A 17,393-nucleotide genomic window follows, 5' to 3' on the forward strand; every position below is an offset into this window, starting at 1 on the left:
CAATACGCTCGCAATGACAAATAGTACTGCCCCCCACTGTCATTGCGAGAGCGCACCAGCGCCCGAGCAATCTTAGCGTGGGGAAGGAGTGAGGGATGAACCATTGCGCTCCCTCACCTTCCACCCGGAAGATGAGTATGGCACCCACCCAGCTCTCATGGCAACGGCTACTCACACATTGGGACGAACGCCACTGCCAACAGCACCAACTCGCACCGAGGATCCTAGCGGGCTCGGTCACTACGGTTGATCTAGAGCGAGCTTCGTCGCGCAATTACAGCACCGCAGAGACGTAGTAAACTGTTTACGCACATCCCTCTTCACCGATTGCCGCAATCACGTGATCGGTAACGACCAATCGGTTTCTCACAACGGTCAGTGCGATCACATCGATCCGCCATGGGGTTGTTTCGGGCACGTCGTGTTCTGCCAGATAGTGGTAAGCGAGGGTCACCAAGCGCTGTCGTTTGCGCAACAGGAGCGACTCAAGCGCATATTCGTCTCGGCGCGTGCGCACTTCAACAAACACAAGGTGGTCGCCATCACGAGCGACCAAGTCCATCTCACCATTCCGACAACGCCAGTTGCGCGCAATGATGGTATAGCCACACTGTTCGAGATAGGCAGCAGCTATCTGCTCACCCCTATCTCCGAGCTGCCGCTTAGGTGTAGGCATATTTGCGCCAAACATCGTGCCGCTCAAGCTCACCGAGCAGGGCAAAGGCCAGATACTGCGGTTGGCGCGGCGTTGAGAGGAGCACCATATTCGCCTGTTCGGGCGTTCGCCCACCTTTACGGTGGTTGCAATCACGACAAGCCGTTACGACATTCTCCCACGTGGTTTGCCCACCTTGTGAGCGCGGGATGACGTGATCCATCGTCAAATACGCCCGCCCCGGCTGTTTGCCACAATATTGGCATGTCTCACGATCGCGGGCAAACACGCCACGCCGCGAGCAGGGCAAGCGCAGTTGGCGCGGAATCCGGATGTAGCGTACCAGACGGATCACCAGCGGTACACTGTACGTCACCGACTGAGCACGTAACTGCTGCATAGCAGCTTCGACCAACTCGGCTTTTTCCTGCAAGAGGAGGATAAGCGCACGCCGTACCGAAATCAGTTGCAGTGGCTCGTAACTTGCGTTGAGAACGAGGACTCGCTGTGCCAAGTGACACCCCCCCTTAACATGAACCGATGTTATCACGATAACAAAGGCTCTTGCCCGGGGGCGTCATGGCCCCGCGCTAGAGCGGCCTGATGCGGTTCGCGGAGGATACAGCCCGAATCGCGCGCAACGCCGCACTGTCACCGCCCATTGTGCGCTGAATGCGGTATCGCGACGCACAATAGCAGGCGTTTTGCCCGACCGGTGGCGAGCATTGACAGTAGCGATGTTGCAACGGCGAATAATCCATGTAATTTGACCTTATTTGAACTAGCCTAACGGGCCAATATAAAAGTAACATACGTCGCGTTTTGTTGTCAACCCACTATCGCACCATTTTATTTGCTTCGCTGAAGATAATACCGTCGATCAATTGTTCAACCGGGGCATGATCATCGGTAAACGGACGGAACTGGGCCATCTCCGGTGTGAATTCGCGCAGTGGCCCAAACCGACCTTCATAGAGCGACCAGGCCATCACCAATTGCAGCGCCGGTATATCAATACGCGCGGCATTTTCGATGAAATGAACAATACCATCACCAACCGGTTGATTGACCCCAATGATGATCGCATTGTTGAAGCGTGTATCGATGATATACACTTGGGGGAAGACCGCCAACATCGTTGATGCTAAGGCATTCACCAACCTATCATCGCCGCTCGCCGGTCGACCGGCATTGACGACTGCAACGCCACGCGGATTGAGTTTAGCTTTGACCTCCCGAAAAAACTCGACGGTGGTCAAGTGAAACGGGATATAGGGCTGGTGGTAGGCATCCATCCCGATCACGTCGTAACGCCGGTCAGTCGTTGCCAGCCAATACCGCGCATCTTCGTTGTAGGTGGTGAAGTAAGGTGCTTTTGGGCTGCTATCGGTCATATCAAAGTAACGTCGCCCAACTTCACTGATTTTGCGATCGATTTCTACAGCATCAATGATCGTATCTGGGCCGTAAATCGCTAAGAACTGCTGGGCGATGCTACCGGCAGCGGCGCCGAGGAGGGCTAGCGAACGCACATCTGCTGGGTCGGTCTCGGGATAGAGGTAGGGTGCAACGGTGAAGTAGTCCCACGGCCCACCATCGGTGAGGAGATCGAGCGGATCACCGGTTTCGCGATACTTAAGCCGGTAGATCGAATGGAACGCTAAGCCCTCGTTGAGGATCAACACGCGCCGCCGATCGACCACGCCATTACTGTACGTGAGCTCTTGCTCGGCAACTTGGATATAGTTGTAATCCGACTCGAATTCGGCAATCAGGCGACAACTACGGCAATCGGCTGCTTTGATGACACCGGTTGTAAGCTGGTACGCGCCGGCCAATACAATCACCGTTATCACCAACAGTAGCCCACGCGGATCGCGCAACCCGATGAGGCTGAGCACAACCAAGAACCCGGCAAAGAGGAACAGCGTGCTGGTAACACCGATAGTCGGAATCAGCACCAAGACGGTGAGGAAGGTGCCAACAATCGATCCAATTGTTGAGAGTGCCGAAATCGTACCGGCAGTGCGACCGGCTCGCTCAATATCCTCGGCGTAGCGCAGTTGCAACCGAATGGCGAAGGGGCTAACCATCGCCATTAATGTCACCGGTATTGCAAACAGTAAGATGACCCCGATGAGTGCGGCCAGAAACCCTCCGGCAGCGACATTGCGCAACGCACCTTGAGCCGTGCTCAAGATCGGACGGGCGATAAATGGGATGACCGCACAGCTCAGCCCGGCCCAACCGATCAATTGAAACAGCAAGCGCCAATCGGGACGACGGTCGGCAACGAGACCACCCAACCGGTACCCAATTGCCAAATAGACGAGCGTCATACCAATGACGACCGCCCAGATCGGCTGTGAGGTGCCAAAAAACGGGGCCAGCATACGCGGCATCACCATTTCGATCCCGAGTGTGCCGATCCCGGCAAGAAAGACGACGGCGAGTAACAATCGCTCACCGACCGCGAATTGTTTTTTTGTCATGTTTCTATCTCATCAATCGCAAGATGGTTGATATGATCACCTTCTAGCGACGGGAAACACCGACACATCGCACGAGGAACGTTCCCGTAATCTCTATAGATGGGCTAGATGATAGTACCTCTACACCTTATCTGATTGCACTAATAATTAATCGTTCAAGAAGTTGTAATACCAACATTGCCACAATCGGCGAAAAATCGAACATGCCAATATTCGGCATAATGCTGCGAATCGGACCTAAAATCGGTTCGGTGATCTCATGCAAAAAACGAGTCACCGGAAAGTTAGCTTGTGGATCGATCCACGAAGCCAATACTCTTCCTAAGATGGCATAAAACAACACAGTAAACAGGATGCTAACAAAGCTTACCAAAAAGCCTGACATGTTACTCCCTCCCGTCGTTGTCGAGCGATTCCAGCCGAGTCCGCACCGCCGCCGCATGTGCAAAGAGACCTTCAGCTTCGGCAATTCGCATTGCCGCCGGTCCAATCCGCTTCAAACCGGCCCGATTGAGGCCAACAAGTGAGATCACTTTCCGAAAACTATCAACGTTGACCGGCGAGGCATAACGAGCCGTGCCTTCGGTCGGCATAATGTGTGACGGGCCGGCCACGTAGTCACCGAGAACTTCAAACGAATTTTCACCTAAAAAAATACCACCGGCATTCCGCACTTCACCAACATAGGCCCATGGTTCGGCGATCAGTAAGCAGAGATGTTCCGGGCCGTATTCGTTAGCTAATGCGAATGCCGTTGTCAGATCGGGTACAATGACAATCCCACCACGCCGAGTCACCGCATCGCGGGCAGCCTGCGCATTCACCGCCGGCAACCCTGCTAATTGCCGTTCCACTTCGCGCTGCACGTGCTCGGCCAACCCCCAATCGGGCGTGAGCAAGATTGCGCTGGCCTCGAAATGCTCGGCCTGTGCCAACAGATCGGCCGCTACTGAGCGGGGATTTGCTGTCTGATCGGCGATGATGAGGGTCTCTGTTGGTCCTGGCAAACTCACTACCCCAACCGTTCCATAAACCATCCGCATCGCTTGGATCACGTAACGATTGCCCGGCCCGGCTACTGCGTCAACACGCGGCACACTTTCCGTCCCGTAAGCAAGGGCAGCTATCGCCTGCGCACCACCGACGGCGAAGAAGCGGTCAACCCCGGCCAGATGCGCCGCCGCGAGAACCGCCATCGCCGGTTCACCGGTTGAGCGTTGTGGTGGTGAACAGACCACAATCTCACGCACACCGGCGACCCGGGCCGGCACTGCCGCGTGGATCAGCGACGACGGTAAGGGAGCTGCACCACCGGGCACGTATATCCCGACCCGATCGAGCGGTCGCACAATCTGCCCTAATGCTCCTTCGACGCTAAACTCCACCCAAGAGTTGCGCAGTTGTCGCTCGTGAAAGCGGCGAATCCCGTTGATCGCTAACAACAATGCTTGCCGCAATGATTGATCGATATCGGCTGCTGCCGCTGCCAGTCGTTCACGCGGGATCTCGATAACCTCGCAGTCGACACCGTCGAAGCGACGGGTATACTCGTGCAACGCAGCATCACCACGCTGCCGGACGTTAGTAATAATCTCGGCAACCGTCGTCACCGTAGCAGTATCGTCATCGAGGAACGCACGACGTAAGATCCCGGCACGGGCAACAGCAAGATCGGTAATAATCGGAATGGTCATGGTTTTACTCGTTACAACTCTCGCTCGCGACCAATCACCCACCGCGGAGCAGGGTTGAGCAACCAAGCGTACAGCCTATGCAAAACCCCAGCTTACCAATGGTATTGTCATTGTACCGCACCTTATCGATTATGGGCGCGCTGCTAAGGTAACGGTCACTTGCATTTGCTCGCCGTCACGTTGAATGGTGAGTACCACCTGATCACCAACTTGATACTGGTCGAGTAGACCTATCAATTGGTCGCTTGAGAAGATCAGCACGTCATTACACGCCAAAATGATGTCACCACCGAGTAGAACCGGCAAACCACGATAGGTCGCTTCTCTCGTTCCGCCACGCAAGCCGACCATGCCGGCCGGGCTGTCGGCTTGCACCACACCGATCAGCACCCCACGATTAACCGGTAATCCAAAGCGATTGGCAAATAACGTGTCGATGGTGGTCATACTGATGCCCAGCCATGGATGGTCATAACGCCCATGCGTGATCAGTGCCGGGACAACGCGCGCCACCGTCTGCGCCGATACCGCATAACCAACCCCCTCAAAACTGCTCCCTCCTAAGCTCACGCTAATTGCGGTATTGACACCGATCACTTCACCACGGAGGTTCAGCAGCGGACCACCAGAGTTACCGGGATTAATAGCGGCATCGGTTTGGATTACATTGGGAATACTAAACGAACCAAAATCACGGCTCGGCCCACGCAGGGTACGCCCTAAGCCGCTAATCACACCAACGGTCAATGTATTCGGCTGACCAAACGGGCTACCAATCGCCACCGCCATCTGCCCCACGTGTACCAACCGGCTATCGCCGAGTGGAAGCGGTCGCATTCCTTCAGGCAGGCTGGTCACCTTAATGACGGCTAAATCGCTATCGGGATCACTCCCGATCAGATCGGCCACAACCGTCGCCCCATTGGCAAAACGGACTTGGATCTGTGATGCTCCGTTGATGACGTGATGATTCGTAACAATATGCCCCTGTGCATCAAACAAAAAGCCAGACCCTTGTCCGGTCGGACCATCGGGTGAAATTGGTGGGTGACCTGGTGGCAGATTCGCACGCTGATCAACCACTACATCGATACTGACGACTGCTTGGCTTGCTTGTTGGTAGAGCATAATCAAACGCTGCTCATATTCGGTAAACGCCACCTCGGTACTCGTCGTCGGCATAGGCGCCTGAATAGGTGGCAACGGAGCATCGGTTGGGCGTACCGGTGGTGCGGTTGGCGTTGGGGCCTGGGCGATAGGTGAAGCAGGAATATCGGGGCGCGTACAACTCATAAGCACGGCCAACAGCAAGAGCGAAATGATACGGCGCATGGGCAATCTCCGAGGTATGAAATGAAAACCGTTGCAAACCTTGATCCAACACTTAAATATAGGGGCACGGCAGGCCGTGCCCCTACATTACCAAATTTCTATCTACACTTGGCAAAACGCGCTATCGTCTACCGTACTAATCGACGTTCTCCCTGGAAGACGAATTACGCAACCAGACCTTTGCAAGCCCGTTTATACCCGCATTGCGTGCGGTTGCGGCCAGAAACCGGGCCAAACTGAGGCAAAAAAGAGACCGGCGGCAAATCCGGCTTGCATACCGTTGAGTAGCAAAAGCCACAGCGGAGCAAACCACCAACCGCTGTAATGACCAATAATTTCAAGCGGCCAGAGCAAGAAGGGAAGCGCAGCCAAGACCAAACGCCATGGCCATACTAACGTGCGATACCACACCAACAGCGATGGCGCACGCTCACCGACGCTTAGCCGTGCCCACCACAGCCCAATGGTTGCTCCCCAGCATCGTGCGCAAACAGCCATCGGCCAACCGAATAAGAAGAAGGAACGTTCCGGCGTCGGACAGATGAACGTTGCCAGCACATCACGGGCTAAGGCACCGGTATCACTCACCAGTGGTAAACCGGTAGCGCGGAATAGAGGTGAGGCGAGCGGGCCGAGGAATAAAATCCATAGCAACAGATCGAACATCCAACGCGGCCATGAACGTATCGGCGGTTGCGTGGCAAGAACTTGTGCAGTCATAGTGGTATCTCAATCACAACGATGAAGAGTAGTACGGCAATGCATCTAGTTAGCACAAACATCACCGGCAAAGCGTGAACCTCACCTCTACCTACCCAATTGACGCACATCCCACCAAATACCGGGCAAACGTGCCACCTTCTCGCGCAGTGACAGATACGCACGGCAGTCGTAGGAATCATACCGGTTCGCAACGATTTTATCAAGGATACCGCGGTAGACGCGCGCTGCGGCTGCCACTGCTAGTCGCACTTCAGGTGGTAAGAGGGCAATACCGGGCCAACTCTCATCGTACAAACGATGGGTACGTTCGATTTGAAACTTCATCAACGCAATGAAACGCTCATCGTAGACCCGGGCCAGAATATCATCGGCAGTCAAACCAAAGCGGGCCAGCTCATCGAGCGGCAGATATACCCGCCCACGATTGGCATCCTCACCAACATCGCGCAGGATATTCGTCAACTGCAAGGCCACGCCTAACTTAATCGCGTATGGTGTCGCTCCGGGCGCAGCACCGGTAATCCCTATCACCAACAGCCCCACCACCGATGCTACCCGGTAGCAATAGAGCCACAGATCGGCAAACGTGGCATAGCGTGAGATCGTCAGATCCATCGCTACTCCGGCCAACAACTCATCGATGAGATGTGGGGAAAGGTTATACCGCTGACAAGTATCGGCCCATGCCAACAAGACCGGGTGTACCGTATCGAGACACGGACGACGAGCCACGCGCACCCATTCGGCTAATGCCCTTGCCGGATCAGAACTCGCCATATCAACCGTATCATCAGTTGTGCGACAGAACGCATACAACGCTCGCACAGCTCGTCGTTGTGGTGGCGGCAAGAACTGGGTACTAAAGAAAAAGCTCTTGGAGTGACGGCGGATCACCTCATCACAGAAGGCATACGCCTCTGCCAGTGAACGAACTCGCGGCGGTGGCAGTTGGTCGGCACTCGACGAGGAAGGTGCATCGCTGAGATGAAAGAGCTGAGCAAGCTGCTCGTCTGCCGGCAGTGCTTGGCTAACCGGCAGTCCGTTCCCGCGCGTGATAATCGAGATTGAATTCAACGACACACCGCACTCCTTTTGTCACATAGTCACACTTGCTTTTACTATACGCAATTTTACTCACGCAGACAAGAGCAAGGCAAGCGTTATTGTCTTAGCAGACAATAACGCTTGGACAACAACGACCTATCAGCGACTGCGACTCAGGAGTGATGCAACGTTTTCGACAGCTTCTTGCGCATCACGACCTAGAAACGTTCCCGGCATCTTGTGGATCAGCACAGGGTTGAGGTTAAACGCACGGCCACCGTATCCAAACAGGGGTGTAGGTGGTGGTAGTTGTTGCAGAGCCCGACCAATCTCAAGAAGTTGCGTAGCTGTTTCAGTGGTTGAAGCCGAGAGGCACACCAGATCGGGTTGAACATGGCGTACCGCATCAAGCAAATCCCTGATCGGTATTTCAGGACCGAGATACACAACCTGCCAGCCATGGCGCACAAGAAAGACGGCCAGCATCAATGCGCCCAAATCATGTTGCTCGCTCGGCGCACACCCCACAACCACCAACCCACGACCTTCGGTCACGTTATAGGTATTGAACAGACTAGACAGTTTGCGCCGAACAAACTGGGTCGCAAAATGCTCGGCCGTAACCGAAATGCGACCGGCATGCCACTGTTCACCGATCTCGATCATCACCGGCTGAATCAACTTCAAAAAGACATCTTCAAGCGGATAAAGCGCGAACGCTTCACCCAATATCTGCTCGGCGCGTGTTGCATCGAAATCGGTCAGCGCGTTAATCATCCGCGCTTGCATCCGCTCCCACGTATGCGGCTCGGTATCGACAGCCGTATTGAGCCACGAGAGTCCCGTCTCGCTCCCATCATTCATGAGCGCAATCGCTTGGCTGATTGTTAACCCTTCGGCGGTGCGATCCCGCAGCCAGCGAATTGTGGCTATGTCACGTTCGGAGTAGAGGCGATGGCCGCCTTCAGTGCGCTGTGGACGCGGTATACCGTAACGTCGTTCCCATGCGCGGAAAGTGTCGGCGGGCACGCCTGTCTCCTGTGCGACAGCCTTCGTGTTGTAACGCGGCTTGTCTGAAAATTGGGAGAGAAAGTGTTGCGGTGCCATCGTTGGACGACCCTTCCCAGCGCTCAAACGGTGATGTAGCGATGGCGCATAATCTTTACACCTAACCCCTACCGTACCACGATCATTGCCTGCATCGACATTGCCGGGTAAAGGCTTCATGACTGCACAGACAGTCTAGCGGGCGTGGTACAATGTTGTGAATATTGTAGCATGTTGCACAATCACTGTCAATAAAATGCACATACAAATGCAACATAATTTCTACCTCCACTATGGTAGGATGCGAGAATACCTATGCGGGCACTGATTACTGGGATCAATGGCTTTGTCGGTGGTCATCTTGCCGAATATTTGCTAGCGGATGGACGCTGGGAAGTATGGGGATTGTCTCGTTCGGCAACGATTACCCTCCCGGAGCTAGCCAGCAAAGTACCGGTGGTGCAGGCCGATCTGTCCGACCTCGAAGCGACCATGCGGGCTATCGTACAGGTGCGGCCCAATGTGATTTTTCATTTAGCCGGCCAACCCTTCGTACCCGAATCGTTTCGTGATCCGGCCGGAACGTTAGCCGCCAATACCCTCGGCGCATTACATATCTTTCTCACCCTAATCGAGTATCGAATGACGACCCGCGTATTGGTGATCGGCACGAATGAAGAGTATGGGAAGATCGATCCCGCCGATTTACCAATCGATGAAGATACCCCTTTACGCCCAACCAGCCCGTATGGTGTCAGCAAAGCCGCTCAGAGCCTACTAGCCTTGCAGTATCATTACAGCCATGGCCTCGATCTGGTACGAGTACGGCCATTTACCCATATCGGGCCACGCCAAAACGAACGCTTCGTCACGGCCGCCTTTGCCCGCCAAATCGCCCGCGTTGAGCTTGGATTGCAACCTCCAGTTGTGCAAGTCGGTAATTTGGCCGCCCAACGTGATTTTTCCGATGTGCGTGATGTCGTAGCGGCCTATGCCCTCTTGGCCGAACACGGCGAGAGTGGCGCAGTCTATAATGTCGGATCGGGCAGAGCGGTGATGATCCGCGAGTTGCTCGATATGCTGCTGGCCGAATGCGCTGTACCAGTCGAAGTCCGCCTTAATCCCGAATTAACGCGCCCTATTGATATTCCCCTTGTCGTGTGTGATGCGAGCCGTCTTCGTGCTCGTACCGGCTGGGAACCACGCTACACGTTGGCCGAAACGTTGCACGATATTTTAACCTACTGGCGACAACGAGTTCGCGCCGAAGCACTGGCTACTACTTAAGAAAATCGTCACTAAGCAGCCGCTGTCTCGTAAGCTGTTTGTGGTATAGTGGCGCTATATTGTGCCCATCTTTAACTGATAGTGGCATTGTTGTTTCACGAGAAGTGTGAGCTATGAAAGCAGTAATCCTCGTTGGCGGCCAGGGCACACGTTTGCGTCCGCTTACCTGCCGCACACCCAAACCAATGCTACCACTGGTCAATCAGCCGTTTATCGAATGGATGTTGCTCCGACTGCGCGATTACGGCATCCGCGAAGTGATCCTGGCCGTTCAGTATCTGGCCGACCGCTTCCGTACCGCCCTCGGTGATGGTTCGCGTTTCGATATGCGGCTCCACATCGTGGAAGAGCCTGAACCGCGTGGTACTGCCGGCGCTGTTAAGCACGTCGAACATTTGCTCGATGGAACAACGTTCATTTTTAACGGCGATGTGATGACCGATCTCGATCTGAAGGCAATGCTCGATTTTCACCGTGAACGGGGCAGTAAAGTAACGATCTCGCTCACGCCGGTTGATGATCCGACTCAATTCGGTTTGGTTGAAACCGACCGCGACGGACGTGTGCGCCGGTTTCTGGAAAAACCGCGTCTTGAGGATATTACGACCAATTTTGTTAATGCCGGAACGTATCTGATCGAACCAGAGATCTTTCGCTACGTGCCGCCCAATCAGTTCTATATGTTTGAACGTGGCCTCTTCCCGGTTGTGCTTCAGACCGGTGACCCCATGTACGGCTTTCCGTCGCGCGCCTACTGGACCGATATCGGCAAGCCGCAGACATATCTCGATGTGCATCACGATATTTTGATCGGCAAAGTTCAGTATCATTTTCGCGGCCAACAAGTAGGTGAACGTATCTGGGTAGAAGGGGAAGTGGATATTCATGCAAGTGCTCAAATTGTTGGTCCGGTTGTTATCGGTCACGGCACCCGGGTTGGTCGCGGGACACGCATTATCGGCCCAACGGTGATCGGTGAACAGTGCGAAATTGGTCCTGAGTGTCAAATCGAGGGCGTTGTGATGTGGGAACGCAACGTGATCGAAGAAGGCGTGACTCTGCGCAATTGTGTGTTGGGGTCCGGCAACCGGATTGGCGAAGGTTCTCACATCACCGACGGCACGATTATCAGCGATGAGTGCCACATTGGGCAAGAAAACCGCCTTGAACGTGGCATTCGCATCTGGCCAGGTACGACTCTCGGCGACCGAGCCATCTCGTTTTAGTAGTCTTGCCACGGGATACCGAACAGCGTGATGTTCGGCATCCCGTTTTGTTGTTCAACGCTGCGCTAGAAGATCGCGAATCTCAGCCAATAACCGCTCGCTTGGTGTTAGTTGAGGCGGAGCAGGTGGCTCCGCCGGTCTCGTGTTGAACCGGTTAGCCGTTCGCACAATCAAAAAAATCACGAAAGCTACGAAGAGAAAATTGATTACTGCATTGAGAAATGACCCATACGCCAATACTGGCCCCGCCGCCCGTGCTTCGACCAGTGTTGTTGCCGTCTGACCGGCAAGTGGTAAGAAATAGTTACTCATATCGGCCCGCCCCCCTAGCAGTAGGCCAAGCAGTGGATTGATGATGTCGTTGACGAACGAATTGATAATCGCGGTAAATGCTGCACCGATAATCACACCCACCGCGAGATCGAGAACATTCCCCCGGCTAATAAAGGTTCGAAATTCGTTGATCACTGAATTACCCCCTTTCACTAATACTGACTAAGCTAACTACCGATGACGAAATAGCCACGTATGGGACGACGTTTCACGGTAGAACGATTGCGATCGCTCAACACATGTCTTTACCAGTAAAAGTTGATCCGTTACCTATTGAACATTAGTCTAAAAATTTTCACAGACGGTTGTGAAGTATGATCCTGATCCGTGCTGAATTTGTGATAACGTGTACATAGTATCATCGACTACACGTGATTCCAGCGGGGAAGGATTGGAACATGGCAAGACCAAAACGACCACCGCATCCAATGATTGCTCGAGCGCGCGCACATCTACGTACCATCGCGCCTGACTTACAATATGCACCACTAATCCTACGAACCCTCGACGGGCCACCGGGCAGTCCACGTTACGCCGTCTCGGTGGCACGTTGCCAAAATGTTGGTGAATGCCCGTATGCTATGGCCGATCCGTCCGTCTGCACGATCCCAAGCTGCGATCTGCGCCGTTCACTCCGTCTCTTGCTGAATGCCGACGGCAGCTTAGCTCAAGTCATCGAAGGCCACCGACGTTGGAACCCTCGTCCACTCGACGATCCTGGATCGTAATGAGACAGCAACAAGGAGGTTGCTATGTACCGCCACATTCTCGTCCCACTTGATGGCTCGCCTCTTGCCGAGCAGGTATTACCGCATGTCCATGCACTTGCCGCTGATGAAGGTACCAAGCAGATTACTCTGCTTCGTGCAGTACCACCGATCTTTACGACCAGTGTCGATTACAGCGGGATGCTGGCTACTACCGCCGATGCGATTAGCGTTATGGAACAAGAGGCAATGGAGTATTTACAACACATTGCCAAACAATTCCAAGGCGAAGGCTATAAGGTGCATATCGAGATTAGTGCTTTGCCACCGGCTGAAGCCATCATTGACTACGCCGCACACCATGATGTCGATTTGATCGTGATTGCTACCCATGGCCGTAGCGGACTGAGCCGCTGGGTGTTTGGCAGCGTTACTCAGAAGGTAGTGCAAGTCGCACCAACGCCGGTACTGGTGATTCGGCCGAAGGAGGTGAAAGCGTAAGTCGCAGCTCTTGTAACAAAAGTTCACCCTGTGAATTGGGTGTGCAAAAGCTGTGTTGTGCTGTCACCTATTGACGCAACCGTCATCACTCTGATAATCTGTTCTTAACAATACTTTTTTCCTTTCCAGCACACGCCCATCGGGCGCGGGCTTGCGTCAAGGAGGACAGCCATGCGAGCGTTCGAATCGGAAAGGATTCACAACATCGGCATATTCGGTCACCTCGGCAGCGGGAAGACAACGCTGGCCGAGGCAATGCTGATGACCGCCCACGTCATCCCGCGGATGGGGCGCGTCGAGGACGGGTCAACCACCAGTGACTACGACCCCGACGAGCACCGACGCGGGATGTCTATTTCGCTGAGTGTGCTCCCGTTGGAATGGAATGGTGATAAGATCAACCTGATTGACGTGCCCGGTGCGGCCGATTTTGCCGGTGAGGCAGCAGCAGCGATGCGCGTGATCGATGGAGCGTTGATCGTCATCGATGCTAGCGCCGGTGTTGAAGTGGGGACTGAACTGTTCTGGGAGATGGCAGCTCAGCAGCGCATTCCCCGCATCTTGTTCGTTAACAAGGTCGACCGCGATAATGCGAATTTCTACCGCGTGATCGAGCAGGCGCGTGAGATCCTCGATGCTGCGGTTATTCCGTTGCAAATCCCTATCGGCAGCGGTAAAGACTTCAAAGGTATTATCTCGCTGCGCCAACAACGGGCATGGCTGACCAGCCCGAAGCATGACGGTGGCTATATCGAGGCCGATGTGCCCGCTGAACTTGACACTCTGATGCACGAGTGGCGCACGGCCCTGATTGATAAAATTGCCGCAACCAACGATCATCTGATCGAACGCTACCTTGAAGGTGGTGAAGATGCGCTTACCCGCGAGGAGCTGCTGCTCGGTCTCCGCACGGGTATCGCCGACGGTACGATTGTGCCGGTCTTCTGTGGTTCGGCTACCGAGGTCGTTGGGATTGCCCAATTGCTCAACGGGATTATCGACTCGATCCCCTCGGCCGGTCGCAAGACGACGACGGCAACCGATCTAAACAGTGAAACAGAGATTGAACTGCGTCCTGATCGCAGTGTGCCGCTCGCAGCACTGGTCTTTAAGACAGTCGCCGATACGTATGGCAAGTTGAGCTATTTCCGTGTCTTCGCCGGTGAAGTGCGAGCCGGTATGACGCTGATCAATGCACGAACTCGGAAAGAAGAACGGATCGGACACGTCTACATTGTTCGAGGCAAAGAGCAGATCGAGGTTGAAGCGGTTGGTCCCGGTGACATCGGTTTGCTGACCAAGCTCGGTGACACCCAAACAAATGACACCCTCTGTCTGCCATCACGTCCATTGGCCCTCCCACCAATCGAGTTCCCGGTGCCGGCGTTTATTGCTACGGTTAAGCCGCGTAGTCGCTCCGATCTCGATAAGCTGAGTTCGGCTCTGAGCCGCATGATTGAAGAGGATCCCTCGCTACACGTATCACGTGACCCACGTACCGGCGAAGCGCTCCTCAGCGGCCTGAGCGAAACCCACTTGCAGATCGTCGCCGAACGGATGAAGCGTAAGTTCGACGTGAATATCGACCTTGAGCTGCCGCGCATTCCGTACCGCGAAACGATTCGCTCGATTGCGACAGGCCAATACCGCCACAAGAAACAGACCGGTGGTGCCGGCCAGTTTGCCGATGTGTCGCTGCGCGTTGAACCGCTCCCACCCGATCCTAACCGCGAAGATCCGCTTGAGTTTGTGAACGAGATCGTAGGTGGTGTCATTTCACGTGGCTTCATGCCGGCCATCGAGAAGGGTATTCGTGAGGCGATGGAAGAAGGGATTATTTCGGGCAACCCGGTCGTTGATGTTCGAGCTGCTGTCTTCGATGGCAAAGAACATCCGGTTGACTCGAAGGAGATCGCCTTTAAGACAGCGGCGAAAGAGGCATTTCGGATTGCTGCACAAAAAGCCGGGGTGATCATCCTCGAACCGATCTACAATATGGAGATCATCGTTCCCGACCAGTACGCCGGCGACGTGATGAGCGATATGAGTACGCGCCGTGGCCGCGTGCAAGGGATGATGCCGCACGGCAACGGTAAGACGGTCATTCACGCGCAGGCACCACTCGCCGAGATTCAGCGCTACGCTACCGATTTACGGGGCATGACGCAGGGACGCGGCCGCTTCTCAATTAGCTTTGCCGGTTATGAAGAGGTACCACCGCATCTGGTGAACCAGATCGTCGAAGCATACAAGAAGGAACTAGAGGCGGCCCATAGCCATTAGCGATTTATAACGTAAACGGGGCGGTTGTACCGGCCGCCCCGCTTATGGATGGCGATAGGTATCTGCCATCACGTCACGCTGGCCGAATAAGCGTGTTTTGCACTGCTTCGTACAACATCGTTAACGCATCAACCCCACCCTGCCGGTAAGCCAGCCACGGCAGCGCAGGTTTTGGTTGCTTCTGCACATCGGCCAAACCCTGCTGCCACTGTTGTAATTCATCAACGAGCAACTGTACCCACGCTGTCGGATCGCCGGTACGCCAACGACGCCGGATCGCCATCAAAGCGGCTAACCGCCCTTCGTCGTACTTAACCCCGCCTGTTACCCAGCCGTCACGCTGTAACTGACACCACGCAGCACCACCGGTGCTCGCCATCACCGCTTGCTCGGCGGCAGCCAGTTGCTCGTCAAGGATCGCCATAAGAGATGCCGTCATACCAGTTGTTCCAGATAGGTGCGCAACCACACGAGATTGTCAGGATTCACATAGTGGCAGACCGCCGCGCCGTCATCGTAGGCTTCGATGAGGCCGGCGTCGCGGAGAACACGTAAATGCTGGGAAATCGTGGACTGCGCGTGAGGGCCGTCGTCGGGCATGTGCAATAAAATTTGGTTGCCAATACAGCCAGGATGACGCATAACATAGCGAAGGATTTGTACACGCGCAGGATGGCTGAGCGCTTTGCAAAGCAGCGCCAACCGTCGATCATCTTGTTCAAGCATACGTTGGTGTGCCGTCGCCATCGTCGGCCTCCTTTCCGCGTGTACCTTACTGTACGACGGTGAAGGGGCGATTGTCAAGGGGAGAAGAGGGTGAATCACTTCTTAGCAGCATCACGGTTTGTGAGAAGCTTTCAGTTTCAGATACTGATGCTCTCTTGCTGTGCTAAACGGCAATCGCGCCGACAAACAAGAAACGCGAGGGAAATCCTCCCTCACGTTCAATCATAACTGTACCGTAGACCGTACCGTCTCTTAGGCGTCTTCCCCACGAATCGCGTCTAACACCCGCTGAATCGCAAGGCCATCGCCAAAGTTCGCTGCCGGTGCAATCGCTTCGTATTGACCGGCCAACGCCGCGCGCAACGCATGACCGAGATAGACGGTGCCCTGCGGAAACTCACCGATCAGCGAGGCCGGCAGATCGACCGTATGCGGTGGGGTAATGTCATGGAAGGTATCACCGGTACTGATAAACAAACGACCATCGCTGAAGCGCAACGTACCGGCGCTGCCATAGACCGTCACCGAGAGCGGCTCATTCGTCCGCGCCACGACCGTCGCCGTCAACGTTGCCGCTGCGCCACTCGCAAACCGCAGCGTCGCCGCAGTATAGTCATCGCTGGTCACGGGGCGCAGCGCACCGGCAGAATCAGGCCGCTGCGTGATAAAGGTTTGCACCACCCCCTGCGCCTGCGTCACTTCAGCGGCTAGGATGAAACGCAACAGATCGATCTGATGCGAGCCAATCGCCCCCAACACGCCACCACCGGCAGCACGTTCACTCCACCAATCCCACTGACGATGCGGATCAGCGCGACTACTTGAAACAAAACGCACCTCAGCCGCACGTACTTCACCGATATCGCCGTACACAACTCGTGCTCGCATTACCTGCACCGCCGGCAAGAAGCGGAGTTCGTGATCAATAAGGGCTAATTGGGAGGGATGCGCTTGGGATGCCGCCATCATCGCTTCTGCTTCAGCGGTGTTCAACGCTGTTGGCTTTTCACATAACACATGCTTACCGGCAGCTAATGCCGCTTCCGCCATTTCGCGGTGCAAGTACGGTGGAGTAACAATACTCACTAACCGTACATCGTCTCGTTCCAATACTTCACGCCAGTTGGCAGTCGCAAAGGGAACGTCCAGCTCTTGGGCGATCCGCGCGGTCTTAGCCGAATTACTACCGGCCAACGCCGTCACGACCAACCCGGCTGCGCGAAATGCCGGTACTTGTACACGTGTACCCCAACCGGTACCGATAATTCCGATCATAAGTCTACTTCGTAACACAATTAACGCAAAGGCGCGAAGGGCGCAGAGTACGCGAAGTTGTTGGATCG

The 17,393-nt window shown here is 54.8% G+C and carries 18 protein-coding genes; 5 read left to right on the forward strand and 13 right to left on the reverse strand.

The window, feature by feature from the left end; all coding sequences use genetic code 11:
- Window positions 1–304 precede the first annotated feature (304 nt).
- The 9 genes from AC01ZF_RS14260 to AC01ZF_RS14300 all read right to left on the reverse strand — a co-directional run bounded on the left by AC01ZF_RS14260 (window position 305) and on the right by AC01ZF_RS14300 (window position 9,047).
- On the reverse strand, window positions 305–676 hold the full coding sequence (locus tag AC01ZF_RS14260; protein WP_424677189.1) for a YraN family protein: 372 nt from the start codon (window positions 674–676) through the stop codon (window positions 305–307).
- Entirely contained in the window at window positions 663–1,169 is a 507-nt protein-coding gene (locus tag AC01ZF_RS14265; protein WP_041470365.1) for an HNH endonuclease, read from the reverse strand. Before AC01ZF_RS14265 ends, AC01ZF_RS14260 begins: the two co-directional genes overlap by 14 nt.
- 322 nt (window positions 1,170–1,491) lie before the next feature.
- Window positions 1,492–3,147 (reverse strand): spermidine synthase, encoded by a 1,656-nt coding sequence (locus AC01ZF_RS14270; RefSeq protein WP_424677188.1) that lies wholly within the window; start codon window positions 3,145–3,147, stop codon window positions 1,492–1,494.
- A 127-nt stretch (window positions 3,148–3,274) separates the two neighbouring features.
- A complete protein-coding gene (locus AC01ZF_RS14275) occupies window positions 3,275–3,532 on the reverse strand; it encodes a YggT family protein (RefSeq protein WP_012616217.1) in 258 nt (85 codons plus the stop codon).
- A 1-nt stretch (window position 3,533) separates the two neighbouring features.
- Window positions 3,534–4,841 (reverse strand): histidinol dehydrogenase, encoded by a 1,308-nt coding sequence (gene hisD, locus AC01ZF_RS14280; RefSeq protein WP_424677187.1) that lies wholly within the window; start codon window positions 4,839–4,841, stop codon window positions 3,534–3,536.
- A 129-nt stretch (window positions 4,842–4,970) separates the two neighbouring features.
- On the reverse strand, window positions 4,971–6,173 hold the full coding sequence (locus tag AC01ZF_RS14285; RefSeq protein WP_424677186.1) for a S1C family serine protease: 1,203 nt from the start codon (window positions 6,171–6,173) through the stop codon (window positions 4,971–4,973).
- 192 nt (window positions 6,174–6,365) lie between these two features.
- Window positions 6,366–6,893 carry a DUF2085 domain-containing protein gene (locus AC01ZF_RS14290; RefSeq protein WP_424677185.1) on the reverse strand — a complete coding sequence of 176 codons (528 nt, stop codon included), beginning with the start codon at window positions 6,891–6,893 and terminating at the stop codon, window positions 6,366–6,368.
- An 87-nt stretch (window positions 6,894–6,980) separates the two neighbouring features.
- Window positions 6,981–7,976, reverse strand: coding sequence for a phytoene/squalene synthase family protein (locus tag AC01ZF_RS14295; RefSeq protein ID WP_424677184.1), 996 nt, complete (start codon window positions 7,974–7,976; stop codon window positions 6,981–6,983).
- Between the two features lie 123 nt (window positions 7,977–8,099).
- Window positions 8,100–9,047, reverse strand: a complete 948-nt coding sequence (locus AC01ZF_RS14300) for a MerR family transcriptional regulator (protein ID WP_424677183.1) — start codon at window positions 9,045–9,047, stop codon at window positions 8,100–8,102.
- A 255-nt stretch (window positions 9,048–9,302) separates the two neighbouring features.
- On the opposite strand from AC01ZF_RS14300, the gene AC01ZF_RS14305 reads away from it, so the two are divergent.
- Together AC01ZF_RS14305 and AC01ZF_RS14310 are read left to right on the forward strand one after the other, a co-directional pair.
- Window positions 9,303–10,274: a GDP-mannose 4,6-dehydratase gene (locus AC01ZF_RS14305; RefSeq protein ID WP_476575450.1), complete on the forward strand. Its 972-nt coding sequence runs from the start codon at window positions 9,303–9,305 to the stop codon at window positions 10,272–10,274.
- 113 nt (window positions 10,275–10,387) lie between these two features.
- On the forward strand, window positions 10,388–11,500 hold the full coding sequence (locus AC01ZF_RS14310; protein WP_424677181.1) for a nucleotidyltransferase family protein: 1,113 nt from the start codon (window positions 10,388–10,390) through the stop codon (window positions 11,498–11,500).
- A 54-nt stretch (window positions 11,501–11,554) separates the two neighbouring features.
- On the opposite strand, the gene mscL is transcribed toward AC01ZF_RS14310, so the two are convergent.
- On the reverse strand, window positions 11,555–11,968 hold the full coding sequence (gene mscL / locus AC01ZF_RS14315; protein WP_424677180.1) for a large conductance mechanosensitive channel protein MscL: 414 nt from the start codon (window positions 11,966–11,968) through the stop codon (window positions 11,555–11,557).
- 263 nt (window positions 11,969–12,231) lie between these two features.
- On the opposite strand from mscL, the gene AC01ZF_RS14320 reads away from it, so the two are divergent.
- The 3 genes from AC01ZF_RS14320 (at window position 12,232) to fusA (ending at window position 15,324) form a co-directional block, all read left to right on the forward strand.
- Complete coding sequence (locus AC01ZF_RS14320) at window positions 12,232–12,561, forward strand: hypothetical protein (RefSeq protein ID WP_287908614.1); 330 nt, start codon at window positions 12,232–12,234, stop codon at window positions 12,559–12,561.
- Between the two features lie 24 nt (window positions 12,562–12,585).
- Entirely contained in the window at window positions 12,586–13,041 is a 456-nt protein-coding gene (locus AC01ZF_RS14325; RefSeq protein WP_424677179.1) for a universal stress protein, read from the forward strand.
- Window positions 13,042–13,212: 171 nt separating this feature from the next.
- On the forward strand, window positions 13,213–15,324 hold the full coding sequence (gene fusA / locus AC01ZF_RS14330; RefSeq protein ID WP_424677178.1) for an elongation factor G: 2,112 nt from the start codon (window positions 13,213–13,215) through the stop codon (window positions 15,322–15,324).
- A 73-nt stretch (window positions 15,325–15,397) separates the two neighbouring features.
- Here the strand turns inward: fusA and AC01ZF_RS14335 are convergent, their stop codons facing one another.
- The 3 genes from AC01ZF_RS14335 to AC01ZF_RS14345 all read right to left on the reverse strand — a co-directional run bounded on the left by AC01ZF_RS14335 (window position 15,398) and on the right by AC01ZF_RS14345 (window position 17,391).
- Window positions 15,398–15,763, reverse strand: coding sequence for a hypothetical protein (locus AC01ZF_RS14335; protein WP_424677177.1), 366 nt, complete (start codon window positions 15,761–15,763; stop codon window positions 15,398–15,400).
- Window positions 15,760–16,071 carry an ArsR/SmtB family transcription factor gene (locus AC01ZF_RS14340; protein WP_287908626.1) on the reverse strand — a complete coding sequence of 104 codons (312 nt, stop codon included), beginning with the start codon at window positions 16,069–16,071 and terminating at the stop codon, window positions 15,760–15,762. Before AC01ZF_RS14340 ends, AC01ZF_RS14335 begins: the two co-directional genes overlap by 4 nt.
- Window positions 16,072–16,302: 231 nt before the next feature.
- Complete coding sequence (locus tag AC01ZF_RS14345) at window positions 16,303–17,391, reverse strand: Gfo/Idh/MocA family protein (RefSeq protein WP_476575451.1); 1,089 nt, start codon at window positions 17,389–17,391, stop codon at window positions 16,303–16,305.
- Between the last annotated feature and the right edge of the window lie 2 nt (window positions 17,392–17,393).

The organism is Chloroflexus sp. (assembly GCF_056331925.1).